Origin of the sequence: Singulisphaera chitinilytica, from assembly GCF_049331405.1 — a bacterium.
GTDB lineage: Bacteria > Planctomycetota > Planctomycetia > Isosphaerales > Isosphaeraceae > PoT.
In genome coordinates this window covers 4,293,898-4,308,644 of sequence record NZ_CP186274.1, presented here as the reverse complement: position 1 = coordinate 4,308,644, position 14,747 = coordinate 4,293,898, and the positions used below count along the sequence as shown (strand labels likewise).

The 14,747-nt window shown below is 62.8% G+C and carries 14 protein-coding genes, 1 tRNA gene and 1 pseudogene; 7 read left to right on the top strand and 9 right to left on the bottom strand.

Translation table 11 applies throughout. From position 1 onward, the window contains the following. Positions 1-57: 57 nt before the first annotated feature. The 3 genes from ACOYYX_RS17220 to ACOYYX_RS17210 all read left to right on the top strand — a co-directional run bounded on the left by ACOYYX_RS17220 (position 58) and on the right by ACOYYX_RS17210 (position 1,382). A tRNA-Arg gene (locus ACOYYX_RS17220) sits at positions 58-131 on the top strand. A gap of 180 nt (positions 132-311) precedes the next feature. Further along, positions 312-812: a hypothetical protein gene (locus ACOYYX_RS17215; RefSeq protein WP_422931146.1), complete on the top strand. Its 501-nt coding sequence runs from the start codon at positions 312-314 to the stop codon at positions 810-812. Positions 813-1,124: 312 nt separating this feature from the next. Further along, positions 1,125-1,382, top strand: a complete 258-nt coding sequence (locus tag ACOYYX_RS17210) for a hypothetical protein (RefSeq protein ID WP_422931145.1) — start codon at positions 1,125-1,127, stop codon at positions 1,380-1,382. Here ACOYYX_RS17210 and ACOYYX_RS17205 read toward each other — a convergent pair. Both ACOYYX_RS17205 and ACOYYX_RS17200 read right to left on the bottom strand, forming a co-directional pair. Next, positions 1,369-1,683 (bottom strand): hypothetical protein, encoded by a 315-nt coding sequence (locus tag ACOYYX_RS17205; protein WP_422931144.1) that lies wholly within the window; start codon positions 1,681-1,683, stop codon positions 1,369-1,371. The genes ACOYYX_RS17210 and ACOYYX_RS17205 overlap by 14 nt on opposite strands. Positions 1,684-1,930: 247 nt before the next feature. Further along, positions 1,931-2,233, bottom strand: coding sequence for a hypothetical protein (locus tag ACOYYX_RS17200; RefSeq protein ID WP_422931143.1), 303 nt, complete (start codon positions 2,231-2,233; stop codon positions 1,931-1,933). 383 nt (positions 2,234-2,616) lie between these two features. Between ACOYYX_RS17200 and ACOYYX_RS17195 the strand changes: the two genes are divergently transcribed. From ACOYYX_RS17195 to ACOYYX_RS17180, 4 genes are all read left to right on the top strand, one after another. Then, positions 2,617-3,291 carry a heavy metal response regulator transcription factor gene (locus tag ACOYYX_RS17195; RefSeq protein ID WP_422931142.1) on the top strand — a complete coding sequence of 225 codons (675 nt, stop codon included), beginning with the start codon at positions 2,617-2,619 and terminating at the stop codon, positions 3,289-3,291. Positions 3,292-3,301: 10 nt separating this feature from the next. After that, positions 3,302-4,639 carry a heavy metal sensor histidine kinase gene (locus tag ACOYYX_RS17190; RefSeq protein WP_422931141.1) on the top strand — a complete coding sequence of 446 codons (1,338 nt, stop codon included), beginning with the start codon at positions 3,302-3,304 and terminating at the stop codon, positions 4,637-4,639. A gap of 77 nt (positions 4,640-4,716) precedes the next feature. Then, positions 4,717-5,802 (top strand): DUF1559 domain-containing protein, encoded by a 1,086-nt coding sequence (locus tag ACOYYX_RS17185; protein ID WP_422931140.1) that lies wholly within the window; start codon positions 4,717-4,719, stop codon positions 5,800-5,802. 26 nt (positions 5,803-5,828) lie between these two features. Next, positions 5,829-6,173, top strand: coding sequence for a hypothetical protein (locus tag ACOYYX_RS17180; protein ID WP_422931139.1), 345 nt, complete (start codon positions 5,829-5,831; stop codon positions 6,171-6,173). A gap of 65 nt (positions 6,174-6,238) precedes the next feature. Here the strand turns inward: ACOYYX_RS17180 and ACOYYX_RS17175 are convergent, their stop codons facing one another. The 7 genes and pseudogenes from ACOYYX_RS17175 to ACOYYX_RS17145 all read right to left on the bottom strand — a co-directional run bounded on the left by ACOYYX_RS17175 (position 6,239) and on the right by ACOYYX_RS17145 (position 13,477). Beyond that, positions 6,239-6,685, bottom strand: a complete 447-nt coding sequence (locus ACOYYX_RS17175; RefSeq protein ID WP_422931138.1) for a hypothetical protein — start codon at positions 6,683-6,685, stop codon at positions 6,239-6,241. Between the two features lie 53 nt (positions 6,686-6,738). Next, positions 6,739-7,893: an HlyD family secretion protein gene (locus ACOYYX_RS17170; RefSeq protein ID WP_422931137.1), complete on the bottom strand. Its 1,155-nt coding sequence runs from the start codon at positions 7,891-7,893 to the stop codon at positions 6,739-6,741. Between the two features lie 49 nt (positions 7,894-7,942). After that, positions 7,943-8,699, bottom strand: a pseudogene (locus tag ACOYYX_RS17165) (ABC transporter ATP-binding protein). A 37-nt stretch (positions 8,700-8,736) separates the two neighbouring features. After that, a complete protein-coding gene (locus ACOYYX_RS17160; protein WP_422931136.1) occupies positions 8,737-9,945 on the bottom strand; it encodes an ABC transporter permease in 1,209 nt (402 codons plus the stop codon). 88 nt (positions 9,946-10,033) lie between these two features. Next, the gene (locus tag ACOYYX_RS17155) at positions 10,034-10,708 is read right to left on the bottom strand and encodes a TetR/AcrR family transcriptional regulator (RefSeq protein WP_422931135.1); all 675 of its coding nucleotides are present in this window, start codon (positions 10,706-10,708) and stop codon (positions 10,034-10,036) included. Positions 10,709-11,277: 569 nt separating this feature from the next. Further along, positions 11,278-11,736 (bottom strand): hypothetical protein, encoded by a 459-nt coding sequence (locus ACOYYX_RS17150; protein ID WP_422931134.1) that lies wholly within the window; start codon positions 11,734-11,736, stop codon positions 11,278-11,280. Positions 11,737-12,484: 748 nt separating this feature from the next. Next, entirely contained in the window at positions 12,485-13,477 is a 993-nt protein-coding gene (locus ACOYYX_RS17145) for a DUF1559 domain-containing protein (RefSeq protein WP_422931133.1), read from the bottom strand. Positions 13,478-14,747: the final 1,270 nt, after the last annotated feature.

Genomic DNA, 14,747 nt, shown 5'->3' with positions numbered 1-14,747 from the left:
CATTCGAAAAATCCTGATTGTGATTCCTCCAATCATTGCCAGGAATGAATCACTCATGCACCCGTAGCTCAATTGGATAGAGCATCGGTCTTCGGAACCGACGGTTAGGGGTTCGACTCCCTTCGGGTGTACTTGCGACGCAAACCCTTGGTCCCCCAAGGGTTTTTTCATGCGCCGAGGGTGCCAGGGGAAGAGCCCTTTCGGGGGCCTCGGCGGTCTACGTCGGCGGTCTAAAAGCAGGGCTTGCATCGGAAAAGCGGTTACGGAGTATACTGAAGTGGTCAAACGATCACTGGCCAGGAGCCCGTCCCATGCCCCGAGCCCCAGAGCCCAGGTGGAAGCCTGATCACCGACTCTGGTACGCCGCCATCGGCCCCCCGGACAAGCGGGGCAGGGCGACTGAGATCTACGCCCCTTCCTCGATCGGGGAACTGGACAAGGAGCAGGCCTGGGAGTGGTTCAGGTCCGAGAAGCGTAAGAGAGAGGCGGAGGTCGAGGCCACCACCTCGGACACGGCCCTCGTCTCGTACGTCTTCGAGCACTACCTGGCCAGGTGCGAGCAGCGGGTCGCCGATGGGAAGCTCCCCATCGAGGAGTACCGGAACAAATCCCGCCACCTCGGGATCGGCAGCCTGATACTCGGGATGAGCGCCGCGCGGACCCTGACGCCTTACGACCTGACCGCCTTCGGGGAGTCGCTCCTCGACTCCTACGCCCCCATGTATGTGCGGAACGTCTGCGCCACGATTCGGGCCTCGCTCAACTGGGCGACCAAGGAGAAGCTCATCGAGTCCAACCCGGTCAAGGGATAGAGGGCGCCGACCATCCCCCGGTCGCCGGCAAGGTTCGCCGAGCGGGCCGAGGCCGCGGCCTTCCTCGGCTTCGGGCTCTCGCGGACGAGGGAGCAGCCGGGCAAGCGGCCGAAGAACAAGGCCGAGTTGGCGGCGGTCCCCTACGAGCGGCTCCTGCTCCTCATGATCCGGTGCTTGATCCGCACCGGCTGCCGCCCGAAGGAGCTGTGCCGGCTCTAGTGGGCCGACATCCAGTGGGCGGGTTGGAAGACGGACGAGGGGCACGCCGGCGCCAAGGCGATCATCCCGCCCGATCGCTGGAAGGCCGGCAAGGTGACGGGCAAGCCGCGGACGGTCTACTTCACCCCGACACTGACGCGTGCGTTGCGGAGGATGTGGGACCGGTGGCTGAAGAGAAAGACGAGGGCCTTCGTCCACGGGGCGGGAAGGGGAGGGTGGGCGGCGGACGAGCTGTATGCCGATGGGAGCATCCTCTCCAGGCCGATCATGCGGCTGAGGCGTCGGCTGATCGGGCACCAACTCGAGGTCAGGGAGAGGCTCGTCGTGAAGGGGCGAGTCAAGAAAGCTTGACCCGGTAGTTCCTCTTTCGCAGCCGGGACACCCCGCCCGGGGCCGGGCCCGCGGCCTTCACCGCCTCGGGCTCGCGGGGCGTGGCGAAGCCGCGCACCTGGCCCCGGATAATCGCCTGGAACTGGGCCTCCGTCAGGCCCCAGCGTTTCTTGCCCTTGTCGCCCGGCTTGCCCGCGCCTTGATCTCCATCCAGCGGTAGCCGCTCCGACGGATGATGGGCGACCAGGTTGTCGGTCGAGATCCTGAGCCGCATGGCGGCCAGCTTTGAAGGGATGACGTCGGACTTCACCTCGTTTCTCATCGACCCTCATCTCCTCTCGGCGTCCAGCGATAGACTCTCATGGCCCGGCCGAGGCGGGATCGCTCCTTGGCCGATTGAATGAAGCCGGCCTCGAACTCGTCGAGCGCGGCCTTGCTTTCCGAGGGGCGTCACGTAGCAGTTGAGGCTCCAGGCGGTGTGCGGCCCTTACGCCAGGGCCATCACGAACCAGGCGTGCTCGATGCCTCTCATGACGAGGCCCCTGGCGGCATGTCCTTGGCGCTGGCGATCATGGCCGCGAGTGGCGGCCAGTCGTGCGGCGGGTCCAGGCCCGCGGGAAGGCTTCCGCCCTTGCCATCGGCCAGCCGGTCGGCGAACTGACCCGAGCATGGAGCCCGGGAGAGGACTCGCCGGTAATCGGTGCGATGCCCCGGGGCGAGGGCCCCGACGGTCCGCAGCAGGTTGGCGATGGTGTGGCGGCCCCGGGTGAGGACGGCGGCGCGAGCAGGACGACGAAGTGCCGATAGGTGGGGAGGGTGAAGAGGGGCCCGAAGGCCTCGAGCAGCGGGAGCGCCTCGGGTGGTAGGATCATGATGGGCCCGTGGTAGCCTTGAGGCCCGTGAGCAACCCTTCAGATTACCGTCGAGGCGGGCCCGCGGAATCGGCACCAATCGAGATTAGTGTTCGGATGCTATAATTGGGGATGAGCGAGAACGAGTGAAGAGACGTGGTAGGCCTCCGAAGCCCAGATCCCCATCGTGCGTCTCCTGGCGCTGAAGGGGACGTAGGAGTTTTTGGAGTGGCTCAATGCCTTCGCTGCGTACCTGGATATGGAGAAGACCAAGATGGTCGTTGAAGCCTTGACGAGCATGGCGACCCAGGCAAGCTAACAGCCCCCGCCCGATCGCAGGGGTGGCGTGTAGGTCGACGCGTTGAGATTCGCCTCGGTCGCGAACATATTGGCATCAACGCATCATGAAGTTGTTGCTTGTTGAAGATGACCGCAAGATAGTGGACTATCTCCGCAAGGGGCTCGTCGAGGCGGGATTCGCCGTCGACGTCGCCTTCCGCGGGGATGACGGCCTGCACTTGGCCCAAGTGTGCGACTACGATTTGATCGTCCTTGACGTGATGCTACCCGGCCTCGATGGCTGGTCAATCATCGGAGAGTTAAGAGGCTCGGGGCGTCAGACTCCCGTCCTTTTCCTGACCGCTATGGACGCCGTCCACGACCGAGTGCGGGGCCTGGAACTCGGCGCGGACGATTACCTCGTCAAGCCCTTCGCCTTCTCCGAATTCCTCGCCCGGGTGCGATCCGTCCTCCGCCGTGGGGCTGTTCGGAATAATGACGTCCTCCAGATCGCCGACCTTGAGCTCGACGCAACACGCTTCACCGCGAGCCGCGCGGGCCGGAAGCTTGAGCTGACCCCCAAGGAGTTCGGGTTGCTCGCGCTGCTCGCCAGGAGGGCGGGGGACGTGCTCTCACGAACGCTCATCGCCGAGCAGGTCTGGGATATGAATTTCGACAGCGACTCCAACGTCGTCGACGTACACATCCGCCGACTGCGGGCAAAGGTTGACGACCCCTTCCCGGCGAAGCTCATCCACACCGTGCGCGGAGTCGGCTATGTGCTCGAAGTCCGGGCCTAGGCGATGGTCGATGGGCCGTCGGATGGCCCTCTGGTACGCCGGGACGGTCGCCACCCTCCTGCTATTGGCGACTGCGATGCTCTACCTCACCGTCGAGGCGAGCCTGGACCAAGAAGGTGACAAGTACCTCGAGTTTTATCTTGATTATCTGATCGGGCTCGAAAGCAAGCCGAGGGTCCCTTCCGATGAGGAAATTTGGCCGGAATGCGACTATCGGATCTTAGATGAGTCCGGTCGGGCGGCCAAGGCAAGTCCTGCGGCGGGCAATCATATGCCTTCGGATCTCATCCCCGGCGCCCCCGGAGTTAACTACCTGACTCCTTCGGGCAAGTGGGTGCGAGCGCTCGCGCGGCGCTCTGGCTCGCGCACCGTCGAAGTTTGCTACGATCGGAGTCGCGAGCTGGGGATGCTCCGTCGATATCGGTACTACATGGCCATCGTCATGATTCCCGCCCTGATCTCCTCGACCGCCGCGAGCATCGTGATCGTCCGCCGAGGACTGCGTCCCGTCGGACAGATCGCGGCGACCGCCCGCCGCATCGGTCCGGAACGGTTAAACGAGCGGATCGCCACCGAAGGCCTTCCATCCGAGTTGAGCGACCTGGCCGGCACCTTCAACCTTATGCTCGACCGACTCCAGGGGGCATTCGATCGGCTCGAGCGATTCTCGGGCGACATCGCCCATGAGCTCCGGACGCCGGTCCATTCGATCCGGAACGTTGCCGAGGTCGCCATCGGGACTTCGCGATCCAGGGACGAGGACCGAGAGGCCTTGGCGGTCTGCCTGGACTCGGCCGGCCACCTCTCGCGACTGATCGACCGACTGCTGTTCCTCGCCCGCGCCGGCGACCCCCGTACGGTTCTCGAGTTGGAGACCATCGACCTGGCGAAAGAGCTCGAATCCATCCGCGACTTCTACGAGCCTGCGGCCGCCGAGGCCGGGATCGACCTGGCGATCAGCGTGGAGACCCGGCTTTGTTGTCGGCTCGATCGCACCTTGTTGCAGAGGGCCCTTGGCAATCTGCTCACCAACGCCTTCGCCCACACGACGATGGGCGGCCGGGTGAACGTCTCGGCCTCCGACGGCGATGGGGCCCTGACCATCACGGTCGCCGACACCGGGACGGGGATCGCGGCCGAACACCTGCCGCTCCTCTTCGATCGGTTCTACCGCCCGGATGCGTCACGCTCGGCAGGCGGGGGCGTGGGCCTTGGCTTGGCGATCGTGAAGAGCATCGCCGAGTTGCACGGGGGGACGGTCTCCATCTCCAGCCGGCCGGGCGAGGGGACCATGGTGACTGTGCGCCTCCCGATGGCCGAGTATGACGAAACTGTAATCTCCCCGTAACCTCGGCGTCATCCCGCCCTGGTTAACGTCATGTCGTTGACTTCAACCCCGAAGCACCGACATGACGGAGACGAGCGATGACGCGACGATGTCCCCAATGCAATCGCGGGTTCACGCTGATCGAGTTGCTGGTCGTGATCTCGATCATAGGGGTCCTGATCGCCCTCTTGCTGCCGGCCGTCCAGGCCGCTCGCGAGGCCGCGCGGCGGGCCCAGTGCGTGAACAACATGAAGCAGCTTGCCCTTGCTACTCACAACTATGAGTCAGCCAACGGATGCTTCCCGATCGGTACCCCTGTGAAGATTGCGACCACAAGCTATGGCTGGGTCCGTGCGGGTAACTACGACTACGGCCATAGCATCTTCGTGGCGATGCTGCCGCAGCTCGAACAGCCGGCCATGTTCAATGCCGTGAATTTCTCGCTGAACATCGAACAGCAGGAGAACATGACCGTCCAACGCACCCAGATGAACGCCCTCCTCTGCCCGAGCGATCCGGCTGCCGCTCAGGTCGACACGCCGACGATGTGGGGGAGCTATCCTGGGATGCAGGTGACACATACCAGCTACAGCGGCTGCACGGGGACGTGGTCCCACTGGTCCTGGGACCCGTCAACCTCGCCATCGCTGGCGACGCTCACGGCCCAGGACAATGGCATCTTCTACGTCAACAGCCGGACGCGCATCGCCGAGGTGACCGATGGGACCAGCAATACAATCCTGCTCGGTGAGCGTATGCTCTTCGAGCGCTATCGTCCCGAGACCAACTGGTGGTTCAGCGGTTGGGTGGGCGCCAGCCTGTTCGACACGATGACTGCGATGAATCCGCAGCGACTCACCGCGATCGCGAAGCTCCCCGCCCCGAAGCCGGGCGACTGGCCGGGCGTCCAGGACAATCCGCTCTGGAATTCCGCGTCGAGTCGCCACGCCAGAGGCGCCAACTTCGCGATGGCCGATGGCTCGGTGCGGTTCCTCAAGGAGACCATCCAGAGCTGGCCTGTCGACGACTTCGGAAATCCGACCGGGGTCAAGGATGGCGGCGGACGTATGCATCCCTTCGACGGGACGGCGCTCTACTCGCTCATGCCCGGCACGAGCTTCGGCGTTTATCAGGCCCTGTCGACCCGGAACGGCGGAGAGGTTGTGAGCTCGGACAGCTATTGAATACATAGCCACCAGGGGGCTCGACGATGCAAGAGGTTCGGTTAGTATTCGCCGGTTCAGTGACCTTCCTCGGGTGCTGGTTCGTCCACGCCGCGCGGACGAACAGGGATCTCCGCATCGCAGTCCAAGATCCTCTCTGTGGCCGCGTGGGCGTTCTCACCTGCGGCATAATCGACCTGGTGATCGCTGCCGCGTTGTTGGCCCGCGGACTAGGGATCATAAATGGCCTTCTCGCGTGGCTGATCACAGGCCTAGCTTCCTGGACCCTGATCGAGTTCATCACAGCTCTCGCGCCGAAGGCAGCCACCGCGACGATGGTATTCGCGGTCGTTTCCATGGTCGTCAGCGGTTGGAACGCATGGGGCTCCTGAGGCAAACTCAGGCTGTTCCGTTGACAAAACTGGTTTGTGCTCCTCCGTGTGTTTTGGCTTCTATGCTATTCCGAACGACCCTTGCCCTGGCCTTCGGCGTAGCGCGAGAGCATGGCCTGCCAGGCGGCGAAGGAGCGCTGGCGGCGGATGCGCAAGCTTACGATCAGGGCGATCAGGGCGAGGGTGAGAAGGCAGGGGCCGAGCGGGACGGTGCGGAGGCCGCCGGGGAGCCAGGGGACGGTCGCCCAGACGACGAGAACCCCGAGCCAGGCGGCCGCGCCGGCGGCGAGGCTCGGGGCCAGCAACGCGGCGCCTACGGCGATATGCAGGGAGCCCAGGAACGAGCGGCCCCCTCGGCTCAGGCCGAGCTGCGATGGACCGTCGATGAAGCTCGGCAAGGAGAGGAGCACCCAGCCCAGGATCAGGAAAGTCAGGGCGAGGGTGATCCGCAGTCCGACGAGGGTATAGTGATCGGCTCGGCGTCGGTCGATCTTCAGGCGTCGCAGATGCATCGGGCCTCCTCTTGGAGTGGCATCGTCACGGGATAGGGATAGGTGTTGCTAGGTCAGGCTCGCGGCTGGGTCGATGTGGTCCTGGGCGAGGTCGAGCCGTCGGGGGCGGTGAAGGGGTCGGCGGGGCGGCCGACGGCGTCGAACGAGGCGTCCCAGCGCCCCTTGGGCACCTTGATGTAGACGTCCATCTGCTGGCCGACGTAAACGGAATCCTGGCAGCCCTCCGGCAGCGAGTAGACGACCCGGAGGACTCGCGTGTCGACCCGCTCCGACGCCGAGCCGGTCAGGCTCTGCTTGGGGATCATGTAAGGCTCAATATATTCAAACTTCAAGGGATATCGCCCGTGTGCGCGACCCTTGAGATAGGCCGAGGCCGCCGACTCCCGGTCGAAGAGGGGGACGTCGTTCTCGTCGATGTCGACCCGGACGTGGAGCCGGTTCACATCGCCCAGGACGATCATCGGCTCGTTCCAGGTCATCGCGGCGAACTGGCCCGGGAGGATGTTGAGTTGAAGGACGTCCCCCTCGATCGGGGCCCGGACCGTGTGGCGGTCGAGCAGGAGCCGGCAGCTATCCAACTCTCTCTGCGCAAGCTTGATGGCGACCTTCGCGACATCGATGTCCTCTTTCCAAGAGCCTTTCTTCGCCCGCGCGAGCTCGGCCTGCGCCCTGGCGAGCGCGGCCCTGGCCGCCTGGCAGGCGTAGCGATCCTTGTCGAGGTCACTCGGCGTGCTCGCCTGGCGGGCGTGAAGCTGGTTGGTGCGACGCATCGATGCCTCGGCATCATTCAACTTCGCCTTGGCCTCCTCGACTCCGGCCTCCAACGGCGGGAGGTCCTCGGGGCGGGGGGCGGCCTCAAGCTTGTGGAGCTGCGCCCTGGCCGCCTCGAGCTGCGCCTCCTTGATCCCCATCTGGCCTCGCAGCTCTCGATCGTCGACGAGGAAGAGGGGATCCCCCTGCTTGACGCGGTCCCCCTTCTTCACGAAGACCTCGATCACGACTCCGGCGACGCTGGCGCCGATCGGGATGTTCTCGCGACGGGCCTCGACCAGGCCGGAGCCGGCCAGCATCCGCTCCTTGGCGGGCCTGGCGTGGGGCTCGATGACCGGCTTCGAGACCTCGGCGGGCTTCGCGCCCAGGACCACCGAGACGATGGAATAGACCACGCCTGCGGTGGCGACGAGCGGGATGATTCGACGCGTGAACATGACAGTATTCCGTCCTATCAGGGTCTTGTGGATATAGGTGAGAAGGGGATCAGTGGCTCGGGGTCTCGTCGCGCTGCTCGTGCTTGACGATCCGGCCGTCGTCCATGTGGACGATGCGGTCGGCGTGGTGGAAGATCCGGTTGTCGTGTGTCACGACCACGACCGCGCGGCCGGGCCTGACGACCGCGCCCCGGAGCAACTCCATCACGGTGTGGCCGGATTCGTGGTCGAGGGCCGCGGTCGGCTCGTCGCAGACGAGCAGGTCGGGCTCGTGGGCGAGCCGCCCTGGCGATCGCCACGCGCTGCTGCTGGCCGCCGGAGAGCTGCCGCGGGAGGTTCTCGGTCCTGGCTCCCATGCCGAGCGACTCGAGGACCTCTCGGCCACGACCCAGGGCCTTCGCCCAGGGCCAGCCGGCCAGGACGAGCGGGGTCGCGGCGTTCTCGGCCGCCGTGAGGGCGGGGAGGAGGTTGTACTGCTGGAAGACGAAGCCGATCCGCTCGGCGCGGAACTTCGTCTTCACGCGGTCGCGCATCGAGCCGAGGTCTCGGCCGAAGACCGAGATCTCCCCCTCGTCGCCGTCGAGCACCCCCGCGATGATCGAGAGCAGGGTCGTCTTGCCGCAGCCGGAGGGGCCCACGATCATCGAGAGCTGGCCGGCGTGGACGTCCCAGTCGACCCCGCGGAGGGCCGCGACACGCTGGGATCCGGAGCCGAAATATTTGGTCAGGCCGCGGATCCGGACCGCCAGATCCGCGCAGCAGCCCGGGCCGCCGGGTGCCGAGGCGCCCGCCAGGAGATGAGGCATCGAAGGGACTCCAATCGAATCGAAGGGTATTTGGCCGTCAGGCCCGGAAGACGACGGCAGGCTCGAGCACCATCACGCGCCTGATGCAGAGCAGGCTTGAGAGGACGCAGATGAAGACCACCACCGCCGCGGTGGCCGGCAAGAGGGGCCACCAGACGTAGAACTGGATCTCGCCGCCACCCGAGTTCGCGCGGTCGGCCACGAAGGTCGAGACGCCGACGCCCAGGCCATATCCGATCAAACCCACCACCGCGGCCTGGAGCAGGATCATGCCGACGATCCTGGCGTTCGTCGCGCCCATCGCCTTGAGCGTCCCGAACTGCTTGAGGTTGTCCACCGTGAAGAGGTAGAAGGTCTGGCCGGCGATCGCCGTCCCGACGAAGAGGCCGAGCAGCGAGGTCATTCCGAAATTGATCACGATCCCCGTATTCATCAGGAAGAACTGGATTGTCCTGCGTGAGAACTCGTCGCAGCTATAGGCACCCAGCCCCGTCTTGGAGCGGATGTTCGTCGCCACGTCCTCGACATTCCACGAGCGGTCGGTCCTGACCAGGATGAAGCTCAGGACCTTGCGCTCCTGCGCGACGAACTGCTTGGCACGGCCGTAGGTCGTGTAGACGACCGCATTGGAGCCGAACGTCGGTGCGGCCTTGCAGATCCCCACGATCGTCGCGCGGTGGTCGTTCATCTCCATCTCGCGCCCGAGGAATCTCTCGTAGAAGGCGTCCCCGAGCTTCGGGGCATCCTCCCAGGGTTCGCCCGGGTAATACTTCGGAAGCTGCATCTTGTCGATGATGATCGCGTCTGGCATCCGCAGGTCGAGGAGGTCGCCGGCGATCATCTTGTCGGGCGTCGGGGCGCCGATCAGCGTGGTGTCGTCGAGGCCGAGCAGGACCACCGACTCGATCATCGTCAGCGGCTCGCCGTCCCTGTCGGTTGTGTTCAGCTTGGCCCGGCCGGAGCCTTTATAGAGCGGGACGGCCCAGTCGACCCCCTCGACGCCCCTGACGCGGTGGAGGTTACTCTCCATCATCGCCTTGACGTCGTCGATGTGGCGGACGTTCTGATCCATCACCCAGAGGTCGACCCCCGAGACGGCGTTGATCTGCCCGGCCGTCCGCCGCATGAGGCCGCAGAAGATCGCACCCTGCTGCATGATCAGCAGCGCGGCGAAGGTCAGGCCCAGCAGGATGCCGCAGAACTTCGCCGCGTCGCCCATCAGCATCTTCAGCGCGATCCGCCACATGGAATCACCCTCAGACTTCCGTCGAAGTTAGATCAACTCGCGTTCTCATATCTTTGAGCCATCCATCGAGATTACGTCGCCGACTGGCTCATTTCCCCTTCGCCCTGGCCCGCTGTCGGGATCGGGATTGGACGCTGTGTCGCGCCTTTCGCTTCGCCCCGGGCTGGTGCTCGCCGAGATAGCTCTTGAGGATCGCCTTGAGGGTGCGGAGGACCGCAGCCCGGTCGATCGCCTGGGGGTCGACGTTGACCTGCATGACCAGGCCGCTCAGGGCCCCGTGAACGATTGCGGCGAGCGCCTGCAACTCGTCATCCTGGAGGCCAGCCTGCCGGGCTGACTCCTCGAGGTCCTCGGCGATCTTGGAGCGGATCTCGGCGTACTCGGCGGCCAGCCGGGTCCGGAAATCCTCGCGATGGGACATCTGAGCGAGGAAGGTGTAGTTCAGGGTGTCGAACTCGTCGTTCGTCGGCTTGCGGTTGAGCACGAAGTCGAGGGCGATATCCAGGCGCTCGCGTCCTGACCTGGCCCCCGCGAAGTCTGCATCTGCGCCCGCCTTGAGCCGCTCGATCGTCGCGTCGAAGACGGCGAGCGTGATATCCTCCTTGGAAGGGAAATGGTAGGTCAGGACGCCCCGGCTGATGCCGGCCTCCTGCTCGATCTCGGCGAGCGAGGTGCCCTGGATCCCCTTGCGGTGGATGACCCGACACGCCGCCTCCACGATCTGGGCTCTGCGGATCAATCCGACGTCGACTCGTTCGGCCATTCGTCTCCTCCCGTGATTAGACCAGACAGTCTAAATCTAGACTGCATGGTCTAACCAGTCAAACCGGATTTGCGCACCCATACAAACCGCATCGGTGTCGGCCGCGGGTTCCATTCGATTGCCCCCGAGATGGACCCAGCTCGGTGGTTGGCGGGCCCGTCGTCGTTTATCAGTTTCGCATCATCGATGAAGGCGCAGCGAGAGATTCTCGGCGGCGTAGTTCCGGCAGAGAGCCCGGACCGATCCCGGATCCCTGCGGTGCTCCTGTCGGGCCAGGCCCCGTTCGAAGGCGATCCGCGCGTCCATGGCGGCCCTGACGTTCGACATCGTCAGGAGCCGAGGCCCCTGGCTAAGGGGGCAGGCGTACCCGGCCGCCTCTGCCGACCTGTAGGCCCTCGGCTAGACCTTCCACGCTTCGGCCCACCAGTGATCGTAGAAGGCCCTTTGTGCCGCCAGGGACGAGGCGAGGCCGGCCTTCCGGGGGCTGGGCTGTAGCGATTTGTGACCCGTTCTCGGCACACTTGCACGCCCAAGGTCCGGCCCCATCTGATGCGATTCATGACCGTTTCTCAACATGCAACCATCCTCCACCTCGGGACCCGAGACTTGCGGGAGGTTCGAGGCCTCTCGGCCGCCGGCTTCCTCCGCCCGGCCTTCGCCTTGGACGGCTTCGGCTTGAGCATCCGCTCGAACTTCCGCCGCATGCGGGGGTCGATGGCGATGGTCCGCCCGAAGAGCAGGAGTGGATCCTCGGTCTCGGGGTCGATGATGACGTCGGGCCCCACTGCCTTGGAGAGGAGCAGATCGAGTTGTTTCAACTCGTAATGCCCCCGCTGCCGGAGCGTGCGCGTGAACCGGGGAAGCTGTCCCGAGGCCACCCAGCGGGGATCTTCCTGGTAGCCGACCTCGACCAGCACGACCCCGAGGGCCTGGGCCGCGATCGGCCGATGATCCAGCGCTCGATCTCGAGGGCTCTGAGTGCCTCGGGCGGATGCCCTCGACTCGCCAGGCCCTGGCCCGACGACCACGCCAGCTTACGGCCCACGATGACGGCGAGGGTCACCCGCTCGGCTTCCGATAGCTCCATCGCCCATGCCCCCCGTCCTGCCAGCCTCTGCGGTCGAGTCATCGTAGTCGGCTCTTAGATGCGTCCGTGAACGTCGCGGAGATACGCCAGCTTCGACGCTGGCATGAAACCATGATATGCGGATCGAAGGCGATCCAAGTGGGAGGATTTCGGCCGGACCAGATGGGGCCGCTTTGAGCTGACTAATGATCGCCCTAATTGCCACCACTTGCCCATCTCGCCGCGATCGTACGACCGTCGACTCAACCGGGCTATGGATAAGCCACCGCTGACCCTTGGCGCTCTTCGTGTTGTTTTCGGGGGGGGGGGTGATCCGAGTATTATATCAGCATATACGAAAATATAACATAACGTAACGCATTGGTAATTGGCGTCTTGCGTAACCTTGGGTTCCGGGCGTCTGGACGCGACTTTGGTCTTCGGAACCGACGGTTAGGAGTTTGACTACGTTCGGGTGTACTCGCGACTTAAAAGGATGTGTATAAAAATCATATTTAATTTAATTTGTACAGTTAAGGCCTACCCTAACCGGCCTATCTAACTCGGCAAGCGGCGCAAATCCAACCTCCAAAATTCTTGTTTCAAAACGAAAGCCTCGCCCTCAAACGGAGGGCGAGGCTTTCGTTGATTGAGCCATCACGAACTATAGTCGATCCGACATGGGAGGGAAGGTCGGACTCAAGCCCTGATTAGTAGGACTCGGAGGAGATGATCTCGCCGTTAGCACGGGAGATCAGGTTAGCCATGATCTGAATGGTGGCCGTTTCCTTGACGAAATGGACCGATCCGTCGGCGAAGACGTGATTGGCACCGCCGGGGTGGAACGAGAACACTTCGTTGCGATTCACGCAGTTTGTGTGACAGGGGCCCGGGGGCTCGCCGCTGCCGTCCGCGGGGAAACCGTGGAGTCCGAAGGCGCTCTCGCGATTCGCCCAGCCGGCCCCGCTTACGTAGACGCGAGGGCTGCTGCCGATCGGGGTCGACATCGTGAATTTGCTGCCCTTCCGCCAGATGTCGGGGCGACCCGTGTCTTCGGAGATGACGAGGGTGTTCGAAGTGCCGTCGGTGATCTCGGCGATGCCTCGGACGACGTTAGCCTGCATGACCCCCGCGTAGGTGCCAGGCGCAACGAACCCGGCGTTGATCGCGACGGCCGCGACGCTATTGTTCGGGCCGTAGTCGCCAGCGGCGGCCTGCCAGCCTTTGAACCCGCCGGAATTGTTGGTGTCGATGCGGTTAGGGTTCGGAGAGGAGGGGCACATCATCATGTTTAACTGCGACGCGATCACGGTCGAGTTGCCCGGGTCGCGGAAGTCGGCCTTCAGATTGTAGGCGTTGTAGAGGACCGTCTGCTCGGCGAACGGGAGCAGCAAGATCACCCAACCGTGCTGCTTCGGCGTGCTGATGGGATTGCCCGCATCATCGACGTTGATCCCGAGCTTGGGGAAGGCCGCGTCGATGGCGGCGGGGGTGAAGAATCCGTTGGCCGACTCGAAGTTGTGTAGCGCCAGGCCCATTTGCTTCAGATTGTTGACACACTGGATGCGGCGGGCGGCCTCTCGGGCGGCCTGGACCGCCGGCAAGAGCAGGGCGATCAAGATTGCGATGATCGCGATGACGACGAGGAGTTCGATCAGCGTGAAGCCGGAACGGCAGCGGCGGCTGCCTCTGGAGCAGTCCATAAAGGCTTTCCTTGGGGGGCCTTGCGGCAGGAAGGATACCAATGCTCGAATCGGTGGGATCGATCTCTTTTTCGAAGATTGCCTGACCAGGCGATTCACGACCATACGCGTGAGTCGCGAATCCAGATCATCAATTCGATCGAGAATACGATTGCTGAATAATTATCCCGAATCTCTGCGAGGCCTGTCAGTAGAGCGTGTGATGTTTCTGAGAAGATTGGAATTTCAAGGTGAGCGAAACGCGGGACATGAGTGTGCGTCGCTAAATATGGTTAAATTAACGCAGTGTTGCAGTCGTATATTGAATTCAATAGAAAACAAATAATCAGATTATTTAAATAAAATATTGTGAAATTCAAAAAAATATTAAATATTATTTATATAATTTATTATATGTGTTGTGCTGTTGCGCAAGATGAGAAGTGCCCGTGAGGGTGGAGAGGCCGGAATGCGGGAGCGAGTCGATTGAGCGACGACTTCAATCGAGAGCTATTCGGCTGGGACTCGTTGATCCTTCGACGATCGAAGAAACATCGTTGGGAGGTGACTTTGACGCCCTTGCGCTACATATTTGCCCAATCAGATGCAATTATGGAATTTCCTTGATAAATCTCGAAGAACTTGTATGACAAAAGGATTTCAATAAGAAAACGAAAGTGCCCGGCGGATATGAATCCTGCCGGGCACTTTCGTAGTTGCGTAGATTCTCGTCGAGCTCGAAGGGGGTATAAGAAGGGAGAGCGGGAGGGGTCGTGCGAGGCTACCCGCTCTCCCCGTGGCGGTTGGAAGGTTCAACGCAAGGTTGAGTCGACCGTCGCCTGTGGGATGGTTCGCTGAAATTCGGACAAAAACATGGTCGTAATTTTATTGATTCTAGAAAAAATTAGAACTTGCTAGTTCACGCCTTCCTCCGAGTTACGAGGAACCGTTCAAGGCAACTGAGGTGCCGGAATACAGGTTCTACTCGGGCGTTTCAAATCGTTCCCTTTGTTACTGGAATGTCTGAAAAGGGTTACGGCGTTTTAGATTTCGGGCCGATTATTTTTTGTATTAGTCGAATTCGCATGCAATCAACGAGACCGGGAGCTTCGTCGATGAAAATGGATGCAGAAATGGCTCAGGTCTTAAGCAGAGGGGTAGCGGCGAGAATGAGGACCTTCTCTGTCACAGTTTGGTGATCTCGGTAACTCTCGGAATTTGTCCTGCTCAGCTAAATCAGCCGAGCCGCTCTGGCGATGTTTCTTTGGATAGCCTACAGAGCTGGGAAAAC

Excerpts from the sequence above, each read along its gene's own strand:
- ACOYYX_RS17215 (WP_422931146.1), top strand. The coding sequence starts at position 312 with ATGCCCCGAGCCCCAGAGCCCAGGTGGAAGCCTGATCACCGACTCTGG.
- ACOYYX_RS17205 (WP_422931144.1), bottom strand. The coding sequence starts at position 1,683 with ATGAGAAACGAGGTGAAGTCCGACGTCATCCCTTCAAAGCTGGCCGCC.
- ACOYYX_RS17200 (WP_422931143.1), bottom strand. The coding sequence starts at position 2,233 with ATGATCCTACCACCCGAGGCGCTCCCGCTGCTCGAGGCCTTCGGGCCC.
- ACOYYX_RS17195 (WP_422931142.1), top strand. The coding sequence starts at position 2,617 with ATGAAGTTGTTGCTTGTTGAAGATGACCGCAAGATAGTGGACTATCTC.
- ACOYYX_RS17190 (WP_422931141.1), top strand. The coding sequence starts at position 3,302 with ATGGGCCGTCGGATGGCCCTCTGGTACGCCGGGACGGTCGCCACCCTC.
- ACOYYX_RS17185 (WP_422931140.1), top strand. The coding sequence starts at position 4,717 with ATGACGCGACGATGTCCCCAATGCAATCGCGGGTTCACGCTGATCGAG.
- ACOYYX_RS17180 (WP_422931139.1), top strand. The coding sequence starts at position 5,829 with ATGCAAGAGGTTCGGTTAGTATTCGCCGGTTCAGTGACCTTCCTCGGG.
- ACOYYX_RS17175 (WP_422931138.1), bottom strand. The coding sequence starts at position 6,685 with ATGCATCTGCGACGCCTGAAGATCGACCGACGCCGAGCCGATCACTAT.
- ACOYYX_RS17170 (WP_422931137.1), bottom strand. The coding sequence starts at position 7,893 with ATGTTCACGCGTCGAATCATCCCGCTCGTCGCCACCGCAGGCGTGGTC.
- ACOYYX_RS17160 (WP_422931136.1), bottom strand. The coding sequence starts at position 9,945 with ATGTGGCGGATCGCGCTGAAGATGCTGATGGGCGACGCGGCGAAGTTC.
- ACOYYX_RS17155 (WP_422931135.1), bottom strand. The coding sequence starts at position 10,708 with ATGGCCGAACGAGTCGACGTCGGATTGATCCGCAGAGCCCAGATCGTG.
- ACOYYX_RS17145 (WP_422931133.1), bottom strand. The coding sequence starts at position 13,477 with ATGGACTGCTCCAGAGGCAGCCGCCGCTGCCGTTCCGGCTTCACGCTG.